The sequence below is a fragment of the Tateyamaria algicola genome (genome assembly GCF_047715485.1).
GTDB lineage: Bacteria > Pseudomonadota > Alphaproteobacteria > Rhodobacterales > Rhodobacteraceae > Tateyamaria.
Window position 1 is genome coordinate 2,155,105 of record NZ_CP180422.1, and the last position, 19,145, is coordinate 2,174,249.

The window sequence follows — 19,145 nt, forward strand, 5'->3', positions numbered from 1 at the left end:
CGTCATGTTTGCGCTCGCAGTCAGCTGTCGTTAGCCTACTACCGTCACGTAACTATGACATGCAACCCTCGTCTAATTTTTGCTCAGTTGGCCGCCTACGACCAAAAAAAACGTACCAAAATGCCTTAACCTGCCCCGAACATACAATGGCCGGTGCTTGTGGCCAAGATGCGAACGCTTTAGCATAACGGTCAGATAATGGAACATATTGAAGTCCAGCGACGGCGGCTTTCTACCGAGGCGAGCATAATCCCCCTTAACTTGTTGATTGTTTGATTGTTTCGTGAATTTTGTGACTGAAAAAACTGACTGACTGGATACAAATCGTGACCACCCCCTCCGTTGACGTCACCGTCGTCACTCCCGTCTTCAACTGTGCTGCGTACATCCTCGATTGCATCGAGTCCGTGGCACGTCAGACCGGCATTACAGTTCAACATGTCCTCATCGACGATGCGTCGACGGACAAGTCGCTGCAGGTGATTAAAAAAGCAGCAAAGAAATACACGCATATCGAATTAATTCCGCTAAGTGAAAACGTCGGACAGGCCCGCGCCCGCAACGCAGGGCTCGACGCGGCCCGGGGCGAGCAGGTTCTGTTCCTTGATGCGGATGACATGCTGCATTCTGAAGGGGCTGTGGCGGAAGTGCTGGCAAATGCGCGGCAAAATCAGGCCGACCTCGTCCACTTCCAGTACCTGCGCTATTTCACGGGCGAAGAGGATACGCTGGACCCAGCCGTCAACGCACTGACCGGGATCGTCGTGCAGGGCGAAACGGCCCAGTCTTTTCCCACCATCATGAACAATACATCCTGCTGGCAGATGATGTACCGACGTGCGTTCCTCGATGATCGCGGTCTGCGGTTCTCGGATCGTCTGCGCCAGCGCGAAGATCGCCCGTTCTTTACTGACTGTATCCTGCAGGCCGAACGGATCAACGTGTGCCAGACGCCGGTTGTTCGCTACCAGGTCCGCAAGGACTCGACCATGCGGACCATGAACGAAGAACAGCTGGCGATGTTCAACACGCATATCGAAGTGGTTGGCCAGACCATGGCGGCACATGCCGCCGGTCCTGAAAACGCGACCCTCGCGCGCGCCAACATGCTCTACTACATGAACGTGGTCTTCAACTACTGGCGTCCCTTCCTGCTCAAGCGCAAGATTTGGGCGAGCGACGAGGCCCGCGGTTTTTTCGATGCCTGGAGCAAGGCAAGCTGGCCCACCCATGATCTGTGGCAGGACGCGGTCATGGGAAACATGTCCGAAGATCACCAAAAATCCGGCTTCTTCGACGTGTTGGCGTTCCTGCTTACGCGGCGCGAAGACAAGCTGGCGCATCGCCTGTTGCAAGAGGGCCGTCTGAGCGTTGGCGAGATGGAGGCATTGCACCGCCGCCGGTTCGAAGACGGTGCTCAGCCGCGCAAAGGTTTCCAGCTGAGCGATGAGGCATTGGCCCGCTTTTGCACTGCCAAGCCGCCCCGCATGTCCGCGCCCCTGATATCCGGGGTTGGTATTGCTCTGCCACGGATTGTTCTGCACGTCGGCAGCACGAAAACAGGATCGTCGGCGCTGCAGAAGTTTTGCGAAATCAACCGCTTTGATCTGCTACGCAATCACGGTGTCTATTATCCGTTCTTCGGTCTGGAAAATGGTCGGGGTGCGCGTGCGCATCGCACGTCCGGGCACGCCACTCTGATCGAATACGTCATGCACAACAGTCCCGACTGGCGCGGGCGTTTGGGGGCCGAGCTGCAACAGCTCGACCGGGTGCCGGATACTTTGCTGATCTCTTCGGAAAACATCGTCTCGAGCAGGTTCTGGCAGGGCGGTGCCGTTGTGGATGCACTGGCGCGCGCCTTTCGTGAGGACCAGGTGTCGATCATCGGCTATCTGCGAGATCCGTTGGATTGGATCGAGTCGATGTATCTGGAAAGCGTCAGCAGCCCCGGCATTCGGTATCAGCACGATATCGAGACATTCTGCGATGAACAGGAAGCTGCGGGCCTGCTGGATTTCAAAGGCATCTATGACCGTTTCGTAGCTGCGTTTCCGGGCATGCCGGTCCGGTTCCGTCCCTACGAGGCCGTCGCTGAAACCAAGGGCGGCACGATCAACGACTTCTTCCGCCTGATGGGCCATCCGCTGGATGATCTGGATCACTACACACAACCGGGCCAGAGCGAACAGAACCGCTCGGCGCCACGGGCTGCATTGCCGTACATCCGGGCTGCCAACCGCTTGCCCATGTCGCGCACGGCAAGCATCGACACCGCCCGCGCCCTGATCGATCTGGTCCGCGACCGCATCACGGATGACACGCCCCGCCGTGGGTTCATGCCATTGGCGTTGGCACACAACCTCGCCTTGCAATACCGGGGGCGGAATGCGCATTTCTTTGGCAGTGATGCGGTGCACAGGGAAAAGCCGTCAGCGCTGGAATTCGGGCGCGAGGACGTGGTGCCTGTTGATATGCTCGATGCATTCACATCCGTTCTGGCACAGACCAGCAGTCACAGCGATCCTGAACCGCGCAAGACGGTCGAACCGGCACCGGATTGGAAGAACCTGACCGTGCAAAAGGGTTTCCGCGCCTATGTGAATGCCCAAAAAGCGCTGGAGAAAGACAGGCCGAACGCGGCGCGTGCAGACAGGCTCGAAACTGCGAACACCCTGTTTGAAAGCGGGTTGTTCGACTTCGGGCACTACCTGAACCAGCATCCCGAAGCCGAAGAATATCCTGGCGGCCCGGTGTTCCACTACGTGGACAACTGGAAATCGCTGATGCCCGAACCGAACACCGCGTTCTCAACTAGGGATTACCTGATGCTGAACGCAGATGTGGCGAATGCCGGCGTCAATCCGTTCCTGCACTATGTGTCCTTTGGCCAGAACGAAGGGCGCAAGCTCTCGGATGAGTGACGCGAGCCTTCCAGACATCAGCGTCGTCATTCGCGCCCATGACCCGGACCGTTTTGATACGCTGATCCGCGCCGTGCGTTCTGTTCACAACCAGCGGAACGCCGGGCGGATCGAAATCGTGCTGGAAACGTCGAACTTTCCCGATCCATTGATGTTGCAGGACTTTGTCGACGAGCCGTCCGCCAATGTCACGCTGAGCCACTACAATATGCCCCACGCCGGGGACAGCCGTGTCGATCTGATGCGCCACGGGGTGCGCGCTGCGCGGGCGCCCGTGCTTTCCTTTCTCGACTTTGACGACACACTGCATCCCATGGGCCTTGGGCGGCTGCATGCGTCCATGACGGATCAGGGCGCGGCGAATATCGTGATCGGCAATATCGACCTTGTGCGCACGGATACGACGGGCAAGACGCGCCGCGTTCAGTATCACAGTGCGCGGCCCAGCCTTGTCAGCCTGTTGCGCCGCAACTCTGTTCCGATCCACTCCTACATGATCCGTACCGATGTCGCGCGCCGCGCTGTAGCCCGCGTGCCCGCGCTGATCTTGTTCGAGGATTACGCCTTTCTTCTGGCCGCGATGGAGGAGGGGCACGTGTCGTTCCTCCAGCCCTTCCGGTCTGTTGGCAACTACAACATCACCGACAACCCGGCCGAGAAGTACAGCGACGTGTCCGACTTTTCCTGGCAGGTGATCGAACGGTTTACCGAAACGCTGCAAGTGCCGATTTCGGTGTCCGAGTTGAAGGACACAGGGCAGGGCGCAACCAGCCAACGGGCGCTCAACGCGATGATCGATGCGTTGCCAGAGGTCAAAGCGGCCCATGTTCAAGGCCTCGTGGAAACGGTGCCGATTGCCCCGGCGGTGCGTCGCCACAGCCAGGGGGCCGTGCACACCCGCCCGCTGATCGTGTCGGGTTGGGTCTGTAACACCGATGCCCCGGATCAAATCCTGTGGGGCGTCTATGCCCTGACGTCGCGTGGCGATTACATCCACATCTCAAGCCGGGATGACAGGCCGGACGTTGCGGCGCATCTCGAAGTCGAAAACGGGCCATACGGCTTTTCCGACGTGATCGACACGGGCGAGGTGGTCGCTGTCTACGCGGTCATCCGCAACCGGAAAAAGCAGCTGCCATTCTTCGAGGACTGACGTCGCCTCAGATCCGACCGGCGAAGGCCAACATGTGTAAAATTCTGTCCGCTGCCGCCGTCTGCCGATAAAGCCCCAGTTTGGCCGGAGTGACCCGTCGCAGCCTGGGTGTGGCACGCCATGCGATCATCTGATCCAGCAACGCCGCGCATTCCGGTCTCAGCGTGTCGCGCGATTGATCGAGTGCGGACAGATTGCAATCGATCCATCCGGCAAAGACGCGCCCGTGCAGTTGTTTGACCCGGTCCATGCGCCGGGCCACGCTGGCACCCATCGCGTTGTCCGCGTGCTGGCGGTAATAGAGCCCCGGTTCGGGATCGTTGATGATGTGCAGGCCCGCACCCGCGCAAATCTGATAGACCCACCAGTCATGAAATGGCACACCGCACTCGGTGGCAGTGGCAAGGCTGGAGCGCACAACCGCCGCCCCTTCCGGGGGCAAAACGATTGTGTTCCCCGCCAGAACGTTTTGCACCAAGGCATTGCCGAACTCAAAAGGGCGGCGGTGCAACCGTGAGGGCCCCTTTGGGACAAGGTTGGCATCCGTGTGGATCGTCCTACTGGCATAGACACCACGCCCGCCGTCCACAGTACCAAGTCGGTCGACCGCGCGCGCCAGTTTGTGGGGCATCCACACGTCGTCCTGATCGGAGAATGCGATCCATTGCCCCGCCAGTTCCGGTCGCGCCAGCAGCGACAGGAAATTCGCGGCACTGCCTGCGCCCGGCCCCTCTTGCACCAGCCGCACGCGGCCCGGATGCGCGGCGGCAAAGCGCTCGACAACATCGCGGGTCGTGTCGGTCGATCTGTCGTCACTGACCCAGAGTTGCCAGTCGTCATGGTCCTGCGTGAGAAAGGACTGGAGCTGTTGGTCCAGATACTTGGCGCCGTTATGGGTTGCCAAGAGGATGTGCACCGTCGCCACGGCTACACACCGTAATAGTCGCGATACCACGCAACGAATGCCGCGACACCTGTTGTCACGTCGGTTTTCGGCGCATAGCCGGTCAGGTTGCGCAACAAGGTGCCGTCGGCCCATGTCGCCGGAACGTCACCTGCCTGCATGTCCATAAAGTTTTTCTGTGCGGTCTGGCCCAAAGCGCCTTCCACGGCCTCGACAAATTCCATCAGCGGAACGGGCGCGCCGTTGCCGATGTTGACCACACGGTGCGGCGCGACGGGCGACAGGCTGTCACTTTCAACGGCCGCACCGTCTGTATCCAGTGCAGGGGGTACGGCGTCGATCAGCAGGCGGATGCCCTGCACAAGATCGTCAATATAGGTGAAATCCCTGCGCATATCCCCGTGATTATAGATGTCGATCGGTGTGCCTTCCAAAATCGCCCGGGTGAATTTGAACAGCGCCATGTCCGGCCGCCCCCACGGGCCGTAGACGGTAAAGAAACGGAACATCGTGATCGGGATGCCATAGAGGTGCGCATATGAATGGCCCATCGCCTCGTTCGCCTTTTTGGTGGCGGCATAGAACGACATCTGGGCATCTGCCTTGTGCGTTTCGGCATAGGGCATTTCCGTGTTTGCGCCATAGATGGATGAGGTCGAGGCCATGAGAAGATGTTGGCACGGGGTGGCGCGCACAGCTTCAAGCAGGTTGAAGGTGCCGATCAGGTTGGCCTCGACGTAAGACTGCGGGTTGTCGATGGAATAGCGCACCCCAGCCTGTGCCGCGAGGTGGATGATCACATCCGGTGCTTCGCGCGCGACCAGATCGTGCAGTACGCCGGGGGCCTCGAGCCGATCGTTCACGGCGCGAAAGCCGGGGGATTGCAGCAACTGCTGCTGACGGCGTTGTTTCAGGGTGACGTCGTAGTAGTCGGTCAGCGCGTCAAAGCCGACGACCTCGAAACCATCGGCCAAAAGGCGCTTGGCCAGGTGAAACCCGATGAAACCGGCAGAACCTGTGACCAGGGCTTTTGGCATTGTGACGCTCCTGGCTTAGCTGTCGGGTTCCGCCACCCAGCGCGTGCGACCAATGCTGTCATAGGCGGTAAAGCCCGCGCGCTTGGCGTCCTTGAAGGAATAGATGTTGCGCAGATCGGCCATGTGCGGTGTCGCCATACGACGTGCCAGCCGCTTGAGGTCAAGCGCGCGGAATTCGTTCCATTCGGTCAGGATCACGATCAGGTCTGCATTCTGTGCAGCCTTGTAGGCGTCTTCGGACCATTGCACACCGGGCAGCAGCGCCTCGCCCTCATGTTTGCCTTGCGGGTCAGTCACGCGGACCTTGGCACCTGCACCCAGCAGCGCTGGCACGATGGTCAGCGCGGGCGCGTCGCGCATATCGTCCGTGTTGGGTTTGAACGTGACGCCAAGCACCGCAACGGTCTTGCCCGCCAGACCGCCGTCACACAGATCAAAGATCTTGTCGATCATCCGCCGCTTTGTCTCTTCATTGACCTTGATCACCGTCTCGGTGATCTGCATGGGCACGGCGTGTTCCTGCCCGATGCGGGCCAGCGCCTTGGTGTCCTTGGGAAAGCATGATCCGCCATAGCCAGGACCCGCATGCAGGAACTTGTTGCCGATGCGCCCATCAAGGCCCATGCCCTTGGACACTTGTTTGATATCGGCGCCAGTGCGCTCGCACAGCGCCGCGATCTCGTTGATAAAGGTGATCTTGGTCGCCAGGAACGCGTTGGCGGCGTATTTGATCATCTCTGCGCTTTCCAGGTCGGTCGTGACGATGGGAAAATCGCGCAGAAACAGGGGGCGGTAGATGTCGGCCATGACGTCGGCTGCCCGTTCGGTCTGAACGCCGACGACAACCCGGTCGGGTTTCATGAAGTCGTCGATGGCCGCACCCTCGCGCAGGAATTCGGGGTTGCTGGCCACATCGAAATCAAGATCGGGATTGGCCTTGCGCACGACCTGTTTCACCTGCCGGTTGGTGCCGACAGGCACCGTCGATTTGGTGACGATGACAACGTAATCCTTGGCCAGCATCGCAATCTCTTCGGCGGCAGCCATAACATAGGTCAGATCGGCGTGCCCGTCGCCGCGCCGGGTCGGTGTGCCCACGGCGATGAACACCGCCCCCGCCCCATCAATCGCGCTCGCCAGATCAAGGGTGAACGACAGGCGGCCCGCCTCGACATTCTTGGCCATCAGCGCATCAAGGCCGGGTTCGTAGATCGGAACCTCGCCATTTTCCAGCTTTTTGATCTTGCTGGCGTCCTTGTCGACGCAGATCACCTCATGCCCGAAATCAGAGAAACACACCCCCGAAACAAGACCCACATACCCGGTCCCAATCACTGCAATCTTCATCTGACTTCCCTTTGGGCAATACACCTCCGTTGTGAGAAAGAATTGGCACGGGTGCAAGCAAAGATCACCGACAATGCGGCCCATGCAACCGGCTGGCCCAAAGGTGGACACATCCCGGACCAGTTGTTAAGCAGCGTCAAAGTGCAGGCACGCAGGCAAAGGCAGGGCAGATGAAGATCGAAACGACGCCGTTGTCCGGAGTGATCGTTATCACCCCGAACCGCTTTTCTGACGACCGCGGTTTTTTCTCGGAAAGCTACAGCGCACAGGCCCTTGCAGCGCAGGGGGTCACGATCCCTTTTGTGCAGGACAACCATTCCTTTTCACGCGCAGTTGGCACAGTGCGCGGCCTGCATTTTCAGGCACCGCCCCATGCGCAGGACAAGTTGGTGCGCTGCGGACGCGGGGCCTTGTTTGACGTGGCCGTCGATATCCGGCGTGGATCGCCAACCTACGGGCAATGGTTCGGCACGACCCTCAGCTTTGAAAATGGGCGCCAGTTGCTGGTGCCCGCCGGGTTTGCCCACGGCTTTGTCACGCTGGAGCCTGATACCGAGATTATCTACAAATGTTCGGACTATTACGCCCGCGAGACCGAAGGCGCGATCCGCTGGGATGATCCCGATATCGGCATCGACTGGGGCGATGTCGCCGCGCCGGTCCTGTCGGACAAGGATGCGGTCGCCCCGGCACTTGCCGACCTCGACACCCCGTTCACCTATGAGGGTTAAGACATGAAACTGTTGGTGACAGGCGGCGCCGGCTTTATCGGTTCGGCGGTTGTGCGCCAGGCCGTCGGACAAGGACATGAAGTGATCAATGTCGATGCGCTGACATACGCGGCGTGTCTGGACAATGTCGCATCCGTGGCCTCCAGCAACCTCTATTCCTTCGAGCATGCGGATATCTGCGACTGGGATGCGATGGTGCGCATCTTTGACACACACCAGCCCGATGCGGTGATGCACCTTGCCGCCGAAAGCCATGTAGACCGGTCCATCGACGGACCCGGCGCATTTGTGCAGACCAACGTGACAGGCACCTACACATTGCTCGAAGCCGCGCGGCGGTATTGGCAGGGGCGTGACCAGTTCGACGGATTCCGGTTTCATCACATCTCGACCGACGAAGTGTTCGGATCGCTTGGCGCGACCGGGCAATTCACTGAAAGCACACCCTACGATCCGCGCAGCCCCTATTCGGCGTCCAAAGCGGCCTCGGACCATCTGGTGCGCGCGTGGGGCGAAACCTATGGTCTGCCCATTGTGCTGACCAACTGCTCGAACAACTATGGTCCGTTCCATTTCCCGGAAAAGCTGGTGCCGGTCATCATCCTGAACGCGCTGGCGGGCAAGGAGCTGCCGATCTACGGCGACGGGTCGAACGTGCGCGACTGGCTTTATGTCGAGGATCATGCCGATGCTTTGCTGACAGTCCTGCAAAAGGGCGAACTCGGGCGCAGCTACAACATCGGCGGTGAGAACGAGCGCACCAACCTGGAATTGGTTCAGACGCTCTGCGCCATCCTTGATGAAAAGCGTCCCAAGGCGAGCGGGTCCTATGCCGATCAGATCACGTTTGTAGATGACCGTCCGGGCCACGACGCGCGCTATGCGATTGACCCAACGCGGATGCAGACCGAACTGGGCTGGCGCCCTTCGGTAACGGTTGAAGAGGGGTTGGCCCGCACGGTCGATTGGTATCTCGACAACGAAGACTGGTGGCGAGCTCTGCAATCCCGCGATGGCGTGGGCCAGCGCCTCGGCACGGGCTGAGGGACACACATGCGCATTCTCGTCTTTGGACATAGCGGACAGGTTGCGACCGAATTGCGCGCACTTGCCGGGGCAGATATCGACATTGCGACCCTCGACAGGGATGCGGCAAACCTGATGGACCCGGCGGCGTGCGCGGATGCCATCGCGGCACATGCACCGGATGCGGTGATCAACGCGGCGGCCTACACGGCTGTCGACAATGCCGAAGATGACGAGGAAACGGCGCACCAGATCAACGCGATCGCCCCCGCGGCCATGGCCCAGGCCTGCGCGGCGCGCGACATCCCGTTTGTTACGATCTCGACTGACTATGTGTTTTCCGGCGATGGCACTGATCCCTGGGCGCCAACTGACCCAACCGGCCCCAAAGGTGCCTATGGCCGCACCAAGCTGGCGGGAGAGGACGCGGTCGTTGCAGCCGGAGGCCGCTATGCCATCCTGCGCACGTCCTGGGTGGTGTCGGCCCACGGCAAGAACTTTGTTAAAACGATGCTGCGCCTGGGTGCCGAGAAAGAGGCGTTGACGATTGTCGATGATCAGATCGGCGGGCCGACGGGCGCGGCCGAGATTGCGCAAGCCTGTGTGACCATCGCGCAAGGCCTTGCACGTGACCCGTCCCTGTCCGGCATCTATCATTTCGCGGGTGGACCAGACACGAGCTGGACAGACTTTGCCCGCGAAATCTTTGCGCAAGCGGGCTTGCCGTGCGCGGTGACGGACATCCCATCGTCGGAATTCAAACAACGTGCCACACGGCCCCTGAATTCGCGGATGGATTGCACTTTGACGACAACAGCATTCGGCATCGCACGGCCCGAATGGCGCGAGAGCCTCAAGACCATTTTGCACCAACTCCAGAACCAGACCTAAGCGGAGCCGACGCCATGACCCAATCCAAGCAACGCAAAGGGATCATTCTGGCAGGTGGCTCTGGCACGCGGCTGTATCCGATCACTGTCAGCGTCTCGAAACAACTGCTGCCGATCTACGACAAGCCGATGATCTATTATCCGCTGACCGTCCTGATGCTGGCCGGTATCCGCGAGATCGCGATCATCACCACGCCACAGGATCAGGACCAGTTCAAACGCGCGCTTGGCGACGGTAGCCAATGGGGTATCTCGCTGACCTATATCGTGCAGCCCAGCCCGGATGGCCTGGCACAGGCTTACATCCTGTCCGAGGATTTCCTTGACGGCGCACCTTCAGCCATGGTGCTGGGGGATAACATCTTTTTCGGGCATGGCCTGCCCGAATTGCTGGCCGAGGCGGATGCGCAAACCACGGGTGGCACGGTGTTTGGCTACCGCGTGGCTGATCCTGAACGCTACGGCGTTGTGGCCTTTGACGCGCAGGATCGCGCCCAGCAGATCATCGAAAAACCGGCGGTGCCGCCGTCGAACTATGCGGTGACGGGCCTCTACTTCCTTGATGCCGAAGCGCCTGCGCGGGCCCGGCAAGTCGAACCCTCTGACCGAGGGGAGCTGGAGATCACCACCCTGCTCGAAGGGTATCTGCACGATGGTGCCCTGACCGTGAAACGCATGGGGCGCGGCTATGCGTGGCTTGATACCGGCACGCATGGCAGCCTGCTGGATGCGGGCAACTTTGTGCGCACCTTGCAAATGCGGCAAGGCCTGCAAACCGGCAGCCCGGACGAAATCGCCTACGGCCAGGGTTGGATCACGCCGGAACAGTTGAACGAACGCGGTCAGATCTTTGCCAAGAATGACTACGGGGCCTATCTGCTCGGCCTCACCAAGCAATAGGGCGGCGGGTCAGTCGCGCGCGTAGCGGTCTTCGTAGCGCACGATGTCGTCCTCGCCCAGATAGCCGCCGGTTTGCACTTCGATCAGGGTGATCGGCAGTTTGCCGGGGTTTTCGATGCGGTGCACGGTGCCCAGAGGCACGTAGACGGATTGGTTTTCCGACACCAGCTGCACGTCATCACCGATGGTGACCTGCGCGGTTCCCTCGACCACGATCCAGTGTTCAGAGCGGTGGTGATGGCTTTGCAGGCTCAGCGCAGCACCGGCATGGACATAGATACGTTTGACCTGAAACCGATCACCCACAACCAGGCTTTCGTACCAGCCCCATGGCCGGTAGGTGCGGGCCTGTTCGACGGCCTGTGGCGCATCGCGCGTTTTCAATGCGGTCACCGCACTGCGCACCTGTTGGGCATGCGATCTGTCCGCAACCAGAACCGCGTCGTTCATGGCGACGGCGACGATGTTTTGCAGCCCGATCCCCACCAGTTCGATCCCATCGCTTTCTGTGCGCAGCAGGCTGTTCTCACACGCAATGGCGGTGGCTTGGGTCGAACAGGCGTTGCCGTTCTCATCCTGCGGTGTTTCGCGCCACACAGTGTCCCAGTCCCCCAGGTCCGTCCAGTTGCCGCCAAATGGCATGACCGCCAGATTGTCGAGCTTTTCCATGATGGCGTAATCGACCGAGATATCCTCCACCGGCTCCCATGGGGCTGCGGCAAGCCTGGTGAACCCAAGGTCGAGGTCGGACCCGTCGACCGAGGCGGAGACGCCAGTCAGCATATCGGGAGCGTGTGCCTTATATGCCTCCAGAATGGTTTGCACCGAAAACAGGAACAGCCCGGCGTTCCACAGGAAATTGCCAGCCTCCAGCATTGCCTGTGCCCGCGCCTCATCCGGTTTCTCGACAAAGCGGGCAAGGGGGCTGGGCTGATCGGCTGATTGCGCATCCGCGGTCAGCTCAAGGTATCCATAGGCGGTTTCGGCACGGGTTGGCTGTATGCCGAAGGTCACGACCTTGCCCGCACGTGCTGCAGGTACGGCTGCGGCCACGTTGGCCTGAAAGGCGTCGATGTCGGGGATCAGATGATCTGAGGGCACGATCAGAACCAACGCTTCGGGGTCCTCGCGTGCGATGGCCAGGACACCCGCAAGGACAGCGGGGGCAGTGTTGCGCGGCGCGGGTTCGATCAGGATGGCCTTGGGCGCCTGGGCGACTTGCGCCAACTGCTCGGTCACCACAAAGCGCAACGCGTCACCGGTCACAATCAACGGCGCGGCAAAGTCTGGGCCAGCGAGGCGCCGGGCCGATGCCTGAAACAGGCTTTCCTCACCAGCGAGGCGGGCGAACTGTTTGGGGTAGGATTGGCGCGACAGTGGCCAAAGCCGCGTGCCGGACCCACCACAAAGCACAATGGGGTAAATCATGTCATTGGTCCGCCTCGTGATCCCGCGCGCGACGGGCCTATGAGGCGACTATAGCAACTCAAAGGGCGAGGTCATCTTGAAACTGTGCAACGGCGGGTTGAAGCGACTTATCGGCAAACGGATCGCCGTTTGCGCGGGCGGTTTTCCAGCGACCCGTGGCCCATTACTTGGTGACAGAGATCGAGCGGCGGAACAAAAGCAGGCTGGCGACGAAAAACACCGACCCGAGGGCCCCCACTGTCAGGAACTCGGGCCATACGGCATCCAGACCGGCACCGCGAAAGATCACGGCCTGTGCGAATGACATGTAGTGGCGCGAGGGCAGTAACCAGGTGAAAGGTTGCACAACCTCCGGCTGGCTCTCGACCGGGCTCATCCCACCCGACAGCATCATCATCGGCAGGATGACCATCAGCATCAGCAAGGCAAACTGCGCCATGGTCTTGGCGATAGTGCCGAGGAAAATTCCGATGGCGGCGGCAGCAAACAGGTAGATGACCGTCCCGTTCAGCAACAACAGGCGAGACCCGGCGACAGGCACGTCCAAGGCCCCCTCGACCACGAAAATCATCGACGCAGAAAATGCGACGAGGATGATCAGTCCATTGGCCCACACCTTGGCCAGGACAATCTGGAACGCGTTCAGAGGCATCACGAGAAGATGTTCAATTGTCCCGTGTTCCCGTTCGCGCAACAGTGCGGCCCCCGTCAGAATGACGGTCAGCATGGTCAGTTGATCCAGCAACCCCACGACTGCGTTGAACCACGCTTGCGTGCCGTTGGAATTGAACGCACGGCGTTGAACCAACTCGACCACGGCCTCTTCCTCCTCATCGTTGCGGGTGGCAAACCGCATGACCTCCTGCGTCACGATGTTCTGGATGTACCCCGCCCCGAGGCTTGCCTGTAGAACGGCAGTCGCGTCGATATTGATCTGGATTTCAGGCTGCAGGCCCTTGCGAATATCACGTTCGAAATCCGGAGGGATGGCCAGCACGAACATGTAGAGCCCTTCGTTCATCGCCGTCTCGACATCGCGTGCGTCAATGGACTGGGGCGCGCTGAAATACGGAGGATAGAGCGCGGTTTCCAGGCGGCGCGACAGGGTAGAGCGGTCTTCGTCCACAATGGCGACGGATGCGTTATTGACGTCTTCGCCAAGGCCGGTCGCCTGCTGGTAGATGCTGAAGCTGAAGGAATAGATGATGAAGGCGACCATGATGAGGTCGCTGAAAACGCTCCCCAGTTCCTTGATACCCAGCCACCAAATGTTGAGCGTGCTGCGCATCCCTCAAGCCTCCTGTTTGCGGAGGAACAGGGCAGCTGCCAGAACAAACACCGGGGCAAAGATGGCCAGGGCCAACAGATCGTTTGCGAGGTCCTCGAAATGCAGCCCCTTGGTGAAAGCGCCGACACTGGCCTGCATGTAGTAGGTGCTGGGCCATAAGGTGCCCATCACCCGCGCGCCTCCTTCAAGGGTCGAGACCGGCTGCAACATCCCCGAGAATTGTACCGTCGGCAGGACCGAGAGGATGGCAGCCGCAAACACGGCGGCAACCTGGCTTTTGGTCATTGAAGAAATCAGCAGCCCGTAGCCGGTGGATGCCATGACATAGAGCAGGGCAGAGAGGCTGAGTGTGGTAAGGCTGCCTTTCAGCGGCACCTGCATGACAAACACCACCAACAGCGTCAGCAGCGCAAAGTTGATCATGCCGATCCCGACATAGGGCAGCTGTTTGCCGATCAGGAACTCCAGGCGACTTGTCGGTGTCACGTAGAAGTTGGTGATTGTGCCGATTTCCTTTTCACGCGCGATACTGACCGCCATCAGGATCGCCGGAAACAGCATCAGCAACATCGCCGGAATAGACGGGCCCATCGCATAGATGCTTTCAAAGGACGGGTTGTAGAGAAATCGCGGCTCGACAGACAGCAGGCTGGCGGCGTCGGGATCTTGGCCTGCGGCCAGGGCCAGGTTGGTCAGGAACGCAGCATGGGCACCGGAAACATACCCCTCGATTGTGCCGGCACGTGACACGTTGGCCCCATCGATCCAGGCAGACACCTCGGGCGTCTCACCCTTTTTCAGGTCATGCCCAAAGCCGGGGGGATTTCGATCGCCAAGGTGATCGTGTTGGCGATCAGCTGCTCTTCGAGGTCGGTCCTGCTGAACAGTTCGGGCTGTTCGACAAAGTACCGTGACCCCGAAAAGTTTCGCAGGTAGTCCCGGCTTTGCGGTGTCTGATCCAGATCCAGCGCGGCGTAGGTCAGGTCTTCGACGTCCTGGGAAATGCCATAGGCCATCACGATCAGAAGGATCATGCTGCCGACAAAGGCAAAGGCCAGCCTGACCGGGTCCCGCATGACTTCGACCGTTTCGCGGTAGCTGTAGGCAAGGGCGCGCGAGGGGCTGAACCCCCAACCTTGGGTGGGCGCGGTTTTGCTGCTTTCAGCAATCGCGAGTGTTTTTTGGTCCGCAACGACCGTTTCGGCATCTGCGGGCGGCTCAATCGCCTCTTCGATGTAGCTGATGAATGCGTCTTCGAGGTTGGCCGCCTGTTTGGTTTCCACAAGGTGATCGGGGGCGCCGTAGACCAAGACCTTGCCCGCGTGCATCAATGAAATCCTGTCACATCGCAGCGCTTCGTTCATGAAATGGGTTGATATGAACACCGTGACCTTGTCGCGGCGGGACAACTCGATCAGCAGCCGCCAGAAATCATCGCGCGCAACTGGATCAACGCCCGATGTCGGCTCATCCAGGATCAGCATTTCAGGCTCGTGAATGATCGCGACAGCAAGGGACAGGCGCTGACGAATGCCCAGTGGCAAGCTTGCGGCCTTGGCGTGCATGTCCTCGCGCAGTCCAAACCTGTCGAGCAAGGTGTCGATCCGCGCGCCGGTCTTTTCCGGCGGCAGATGGTACAGCCGGGCGTGCAGTCTGAGGTTCTGAACCACGCTCAGCTCGCCATAAAGCGAAAAGGCTTGCGTCATGAACCCCACGCGCATCCGGGTGTCGATGTCGCGCGCATCCAGTTGCTTGCCGAACAGATAAGCCTCGCCTTCGGACGCGGGCAGTAGCCCGGTCAGCATCTTCATGGTCGTGGTCTTGCCGCAGCCGTTCGAGCCGAGAAACCCAAAGATTTCGCCCGCCTGAATTTCGAAGCTGACATGGTCGACGGCTGTGAAATCCCCGAACTTGCGGGTCAGATCCCTGGCGACAATGGCGGGTTGCGTGTCGTTGACATCCAGTGGCGGGATATCGAGGCCTTCGCTGTCATGGCGTTTTTCCTCGGGCAGCAGCGCGACAAAGGCGGCATCAAGGTCGGCCGCCCCTGTCTTTTCCTTCAACTGCGCAGGTGTCCCGGTGTCCAGGATACGCCCCTCATCCATTGCGATCAGCCAGTCAAAGCGTTCGGCCTCGTCCATATAGGCGGTCGCGACCACAACGCTCATCGCCGGTCGCTCCAGCCGTATCGTGTCGATCAACTGCCAGAACTGGCGCCGCGACAGGGGATCAACGCCGGTCGTAGGTTCATCCAGAAGCAACAGGTCGGGATCGTGGATCAGGGCGCAGCACAGCCCCAGCTTTTGTTTCATGCCCCCCGACAGCTTGCCGGCGGGACGGTCGAGGAACGCATAGAGGTCGGTCGCCTTGGTCAACCGCTCGATCCGCATTTTGCGTTCCGCGCGGTCCTGACCGAACAGTTTGCCGAAGAAATCCAGGTTCTCCCGTATGCTGAGTTCCTGATAGAGGTTCTTGCCCAAGCCCTGCGGCATGTACGCAATCCTTGGGCCGACCGCGTTGCGGTGACGTACATCGCGCATGTCGCCACCAAGGACACTCAGATCGCCATTTTGCATTTTCCGCGCGCCCGAGATCAGACCGAGGAGCGTGGATTTGCCAACGCCGTCGGGCCCAAGCAAGGCAGCCATGCAACCCGCCGGAATGGTCAGCGACATGTCTTGAAGCGCACGCACTTTCCCGTAGGCGTGGGTCACACGTTCCAGTCGGGCAACGGGTGGTTTTTCGCCAAACATCGTATCAGTTGCTGGCGGATGCGGGCATGACGGGGACAAGGTTCTGCAGATGCTCCGGCCAGTCCGGCAGGGGGCCTTCTCCGCTCAAGCGGACATAGGCGACGCCGCGCACGCCCGTCTTGATCTGTTCGATGTAGTTCTGAACCAGTTCCGAAGCCGCGCGCACCTTGACCCGGAACACCAGTTTGTCGCGTTCCTCGGATGTCTCGACTTGCTTGGGCGTGAACTGGGACTCGGGCGACACAAAGCTGACCGTGGCGGGAATGGCGAATTCCGTAATGTCCAGCTTGATCCGTGCCTCGCTGCCCACTGCAACGCGAAAGGCTTGGGAGGATGGCAGGAAGATTTCCATGTAGACGTCGTTGAGATTGACGAGGGTCACGACCTTACCGCCGCTCGCCAGCACCTCGCCTGGTTCAGCTAGACGGTACAGCACGCGGCCAACCGCAGATGCGGTGAGGATGCTATCGTCGATCTGTGTCTCGATCTCTTGTGCGAAGGCACGCGCCGCATCGACGCCCCGGTGTTGCGAGACGAGATTGGCCTTGGCCGCCACAACGTTGGCGCGCGCGACATCGCGTTCGCTGACGCTGATGTCATACGTTTCTTGCGACGCGACCTGCCGTTCGACCAGTGCAGAGACGCGCGACATTTCCTGTTCGGCCAGAACCAGTTGGGCCTGCGCCTGCGACACCGATGCTTCGGCTGCGGCCACCTGACTTTGCGCGCTTGCGATGTCGGCCTGAGCGCCGAGCAGTTGTGCCTGCAACTGCGCAGTATCGATCACGGCGATGGGTTGGCCCACGTCAACAAGGTCACCCTCCTGCACCATGATCTCGCTGACGCGCCCGGCAATCTTTGTAGTGACATCGACCTGAACCGCTTCGATCCGTCCATTCCCCGACACGATGCCGTCGGACAAGGTGTTGGCCGATGTGGGCAAGATCGGGAGGTGCGCAATCCGATCCTGCAGCCCGAGGATGGTCGGATTGTCCGTCTCGACCGAGGCGAGCAGATAGGCGCCGACCCCGCACACGACCAGCACGCCGCCCACCAGAAGTGTCCAATTTTTCATGTCGGGCATTCCCCATTTGCTGCTCAACCAAGGGGGCTTTAGCAAACTGGCGATTGCGCTTTGTTGACTTTGATCAATCGCTGGCAGCCACCCCAGCCACAAAGTCAAATCCGGGCAAGTGGGCCGGGTTCGGATTGATGTGCGTCAACGCGGTTCAGTCGCGGTCATTTACGCTCAATTCAGTCTCAAACAAGACGCTTTGGGACCAATGTGACCAAGTCACCGACGCTGTCGGCAGGGTCGTTTAAGACACGGGCCCAAAGCAATCATGGGGATTGATATGACTCAGTATCCGGTACAAGTGCAGGTCCATCCTGACATCGAATCCTTTTTCGACCCGCAGACGAATACCATCAGCTACGTGGTGATGGATCCGAACTCCACGTCTTGTGCCGTGATCGATTCCGTCATGGACATCGACTATGCCGCCGGGCGCATCACCTATGCGCATGCTGATGAAATCATTGCCTATATCCGGAAGTACAAGCTTGATCTCGAGTGGTTGATCGAAACGCATGTCCATGCCGATCACTTGTCCGCCGCGCCTTACATCCAGTCGAAGCTGGGCGGCAAAATCGGAATCGGTGATCGGATCACCATCGTTCAGGACACGTTCGGCAAAGTGTTCAACGAAGGGACGGAGTTTCAGCGCGATGGCTCGCAATTCGATCGCCTGTTCAAGGATGGTGACACCTACAGAATCGGCAGCCTGACGGCCTTTGCGATGCACACGCCCGGGCACACGCCTGCGTGCATGGTACATGTGATCGGCGATGCGGCCTTTGTGGGGGATACGTTGTTCATGCCTGATGGCGGGTCGGCACGCGCGGATTTTCCGGGCGGGGATGCGGGCGCGCTTTATGATTCCATTCAGAAGGTGTTGGCCCTGCCGGATGAAATGCGGCTGTTCATGTGCCATGATTACGGGCCTGGTGGGCGGGACATCATGTGGGAGACCACGGTCGCAGAGGAAAAGGCCGAAAACATTCACGTCGGCCAGGGCGCGACGCGTGATGCGTTTATCAAGTTGCGCACCGCGCGCGATGCGACGCTGGACATGCCGTCGCTGATCCTGCCGTCCTTGCAAGTGAACATGCGTGCGGGCGCAGTCCCGACAAACGAAAGCGGCAAGCCGATGCTCAAGGTTCCGATCAACGCGATCTGAACGTGATAGACAGCCAGTTACGGGTCGTCGGGAAAGGCCCGCATCACGGAGCGAATGAATTTCGCCGCAGACCGGAAATGGCTGGCGCCCGCCGCCTCTGCCCATCTACCGGGGGTCCACGTGTTCCGGGCACCCTGCATGGGCGCCGCGTACAGATCGGCCTCGCTCTTGCTGTCGATGAATTCCATCAACAGCTGCGTCTGATCCTCCAGCAGGGCCTTTGCGGCCTCCCAGTCCAACCCGGCTTGCCGTTGCCGCAGATCGGCGTTGTAGCGTTTGAGGTCGCTCCACTTGTAGCCCTCGGCGGGAAAGAACACCTGCTTTCCTGCCTGGCCGTCCGCATACCAGCCCAGGAACAAGCCAATCCAATGTGCCCGGTGCCCGATCGTGTCCTTGATCGACACGCCGTCCAGACTTTGCGCCGCGTCCGAGGCATTCAAACCGGCAATAAGCTGGGTGAGCTTGCCGTACTCCTTCAACGTCATCTTGATGAGGTTTTCTTTGTTTTCAGCTGCCAATTTGCA

At 60.0% G+C, this 19,145-nt stretch carries 14 protein-coding genes and 1 pseudogene; 7 read left to right on the plus strand and 8 right to left on the minus strand.

Going from position 1 to position 19,145, the window contains the following annotated elements:
- The first annotated feature begins 326 nt into the window (after positions 1-326).
- Together ACMHLQ_RS13025 and ACMHLQ_RS13030 are read left to right on the plus strand one after the other, a co-directional pair.
- On the plus strand, positions 327-2,924 hold the full coding sequence (locus tag ACMHLQ_RS13025) for a glycosyltransferase family 2 protein (RefSeq protein ID WP_415401076.1): 2,598 nt from the start codon (positions 327-329) through the stop codon (positions 2,922-2,924).
- The gene (locus ACMHLQ_RS13030; RefSeq protein WP_415401077.1) at positions 2,917-4,077 is read left to right on the plus strand and encodes a glycosyltransferase; all 1,161 of its coding nucleotides are present in this window, start codon (positions 2,917-2,919) and stop codon (positions 4,075-4,077) included. The genes ACMHLQ_RS13025 and ACMHLQ_RS13030 overlap by 8 nt, the downstream gene beginning before the upstream one ends.
- Positions 4,078-4,084: 7 nt before the next feature.
- Here the strand turns inward: ACMHLQ_RS13030 and ACMHLQ_RS13035 are convergent, their stop codons facing one another.
- Genes ACMHLQ_RS13035 through ACMHLQ_RS13045 form a run of 3 tightly spaced genes read right to left on the minus strand, consistent with a single transcriptional unit; the run spans position 4,085 to position 7,365 of the window.
- Complete coding sequence (locus tag ACMHLQ_RS13035; RefSeq protein WP_415401078.1) at positions 4,085-5,002, minus strand: glycosyltransferase family 2 protein; 918 nt, start codon at positions 5,000-5,002, stop codon at positions 4,085-4,087.
- A 2-nt stretch (positions 5,003-5,004) separates the two neighbouring features.
- Positions 5,005-6,018 carry an NAD-dependent epimerase/dehydratase family protein gene (locus ACMHLQ_RS13040; RefSeq protein ID WP_415401079.1) on the minus strand — a complete coding sequence of 338 codons (1,014 nt, stop codon included), beginning with the start codon at positions 6,016-6,018 and terminating at the stop codon, positions 5,005-5,007.
- Between the two features lie 15 nt (positions 6,019-6,033).
- Positions 6,034-7,365, minus strand: coding sequence for a UDP-glucose dehydrogenase family protein (locus ACMHLQ_RS13045; RefSeq protein WP_415401080.1), 1,332 nt, complete (start codon positions 7,363-7,365; stop codon positions 6,034-6,036).
- 170 nt (positions 7,366-7,535) lie between these two features.
- Between ACMHLQ_RS13045 and rfbC the strand changes: the two genes are divergently transcribed.
- Genes rfbC through rfbA form a run of 4 tightly spaced genes read left to right on the plus strand, consistent with a single transcriptional unit; the run spans position 7,536 to position 10,912 of the window.
- Complete coding sequence (rfbC, locus tag ACMHLQ_RS13050; RefSeq protein WP_415401081.1) at positions 7,536-8,096, plus strand: dTDP-4-dehydrorhamnose 3,5-epimerase; 561 nt, start codon at positions 7,536-7,538, stop codon at positions 8,094-8,096.
- 3 nt (positions 8,097-8,099) lie between these two features.
- Positions 8,100-9,140: a dTDP-glucose 4,6-dehydratase gene (gene rfbB, locus ACMHLQ_RS13055; protein ID WP_415401082.1), complete on the plus strand. Its 1,041-nt coding sequence runs from the start codon at positions 8,100-8,102 to the stop codon at positions 9,138-9,140.
- A 9-nt stretch (positions 9,141-9,149) separates the two neighbouring features.
- The gene (rfbD, locus tag ACMHLQ_RS13060; RefSeq protein ID WP_415401083.1) at positions 9,150-10,013 is read left to right on the plus strand and encodes a dTDP-4-dehydrorhamnose reductase; all 864 of its coding nucleotides are present in this window, start codon (positions 9,150-9,152) and stop codon (positions 10,011-10,013) included.
- Between the two features lie 14 nt (positions 10,014-10,027).
- On the plus strand, positions 10,028-10,912 hold the full coding sequence (rfbA, locus tag ACMHLQ_RS13065) for a glucose-1-phosphate thymidylyltransferase RfbA (RefSeq protein WP_415401084.1): 885 nt from the start codon (positions 10,028-10,030) through the stop codon (positions 10,910-10,912).
- Positions 10,913-10,921: 9 nt separating this feature from the next.
- Here the strand turns inward: rfbA and ACMHLQ_RS13070 are convergent, their stop codons facing one another.
- The 4 genes and pseudogenes from ACMHLQ_RS13070 to ACMHLQ_RS13085 all read right to left on the minus strand — a co-directional run bounded on the left by ACMHLQ_RS13070 (position 10,922) and on the right by ACMHLQ_RS13085 (position 17,456).
- A complete protein-coding gene (locus ACMHLQ_RS13070; RefSeq protein WP_415401085.1) occupies positions 10,922-12,340 on the minus strand; it encodes a mannose-1-phosphate guanylyltransferase/mannose-6-phosphate isomerase in 1,419 nt (472 codons plus the stop codon).
- A gap of 163 nt (positions 12,341-12,503) precedes the next feature.
- Positions 12,504-13,628, minus strand: coding sequence for an ABC transporter permease (locus tag ACMHLQ_RS13075; RefSeq protein WP_415401086.1), 1,125 nt, complete (start codon positions 13,626-13,628; stop codon positions 12,504-12,506).
- Positions 13,629-13,631: 3 nt separating this feature from the next.
- Positions 13,632-16,381: pseudogene (gene rbbA, locus ACMHLQ_RS13080) on the minus strand (ribosome-associated ATPase/putative transporter RbbA).
- 4 nt (positions 16,382-16,385) lie between these two features.
- Positions 16,386-17,456 (minus strand): HlyD family secretion protein, encoded by a 1,071-nt coding sequence (locus ACMHLQ_RS13085; protein ID WP_415401087.1) that lies wholly within the window; start codon positions 17,454-17,456, stop codon positions 16,386-16,388.
- Between the two features lie 280 nt (positions 17,457-17,736).
- Here ACMHLQ_RS13085 and ACMHLQ_RS13090 point away from each other — a divergent pair, with 280 nt between their 5' ends.
- Positions 17,737-18,621 (plus strand): MBL fold metallo-hydrolase, encoded by an 885-nt coding sequence (locus tag ACMHLQ_RS13090; RefSeq protein ID WP_415401088.1) that lies wholly within the window; start codon positions 17,737-17,739, stop codon positions 18,619-18,621.
- A gap of 17 nt (positions 18,622-18,638) precedes the next feature.
- Here the strand turns inward: ACMHLQ_RS13090 and ACMHLQ_RS13095 are convergent, their stop codons facing one another.
- Positions 18,639-19,106, minus strand: coding sequence for a ClbS/DfsB family four-helix bundle protein (locus tag ACMHLQ_RS13095; RefSeq protein WP_415401089.1), 468 nt, complete (start codon positions 19,104-19,106; stop codon positions 18,639-18,641).
- Positions 19,107-19,145 lie beyond the last annotated feature (39 nt).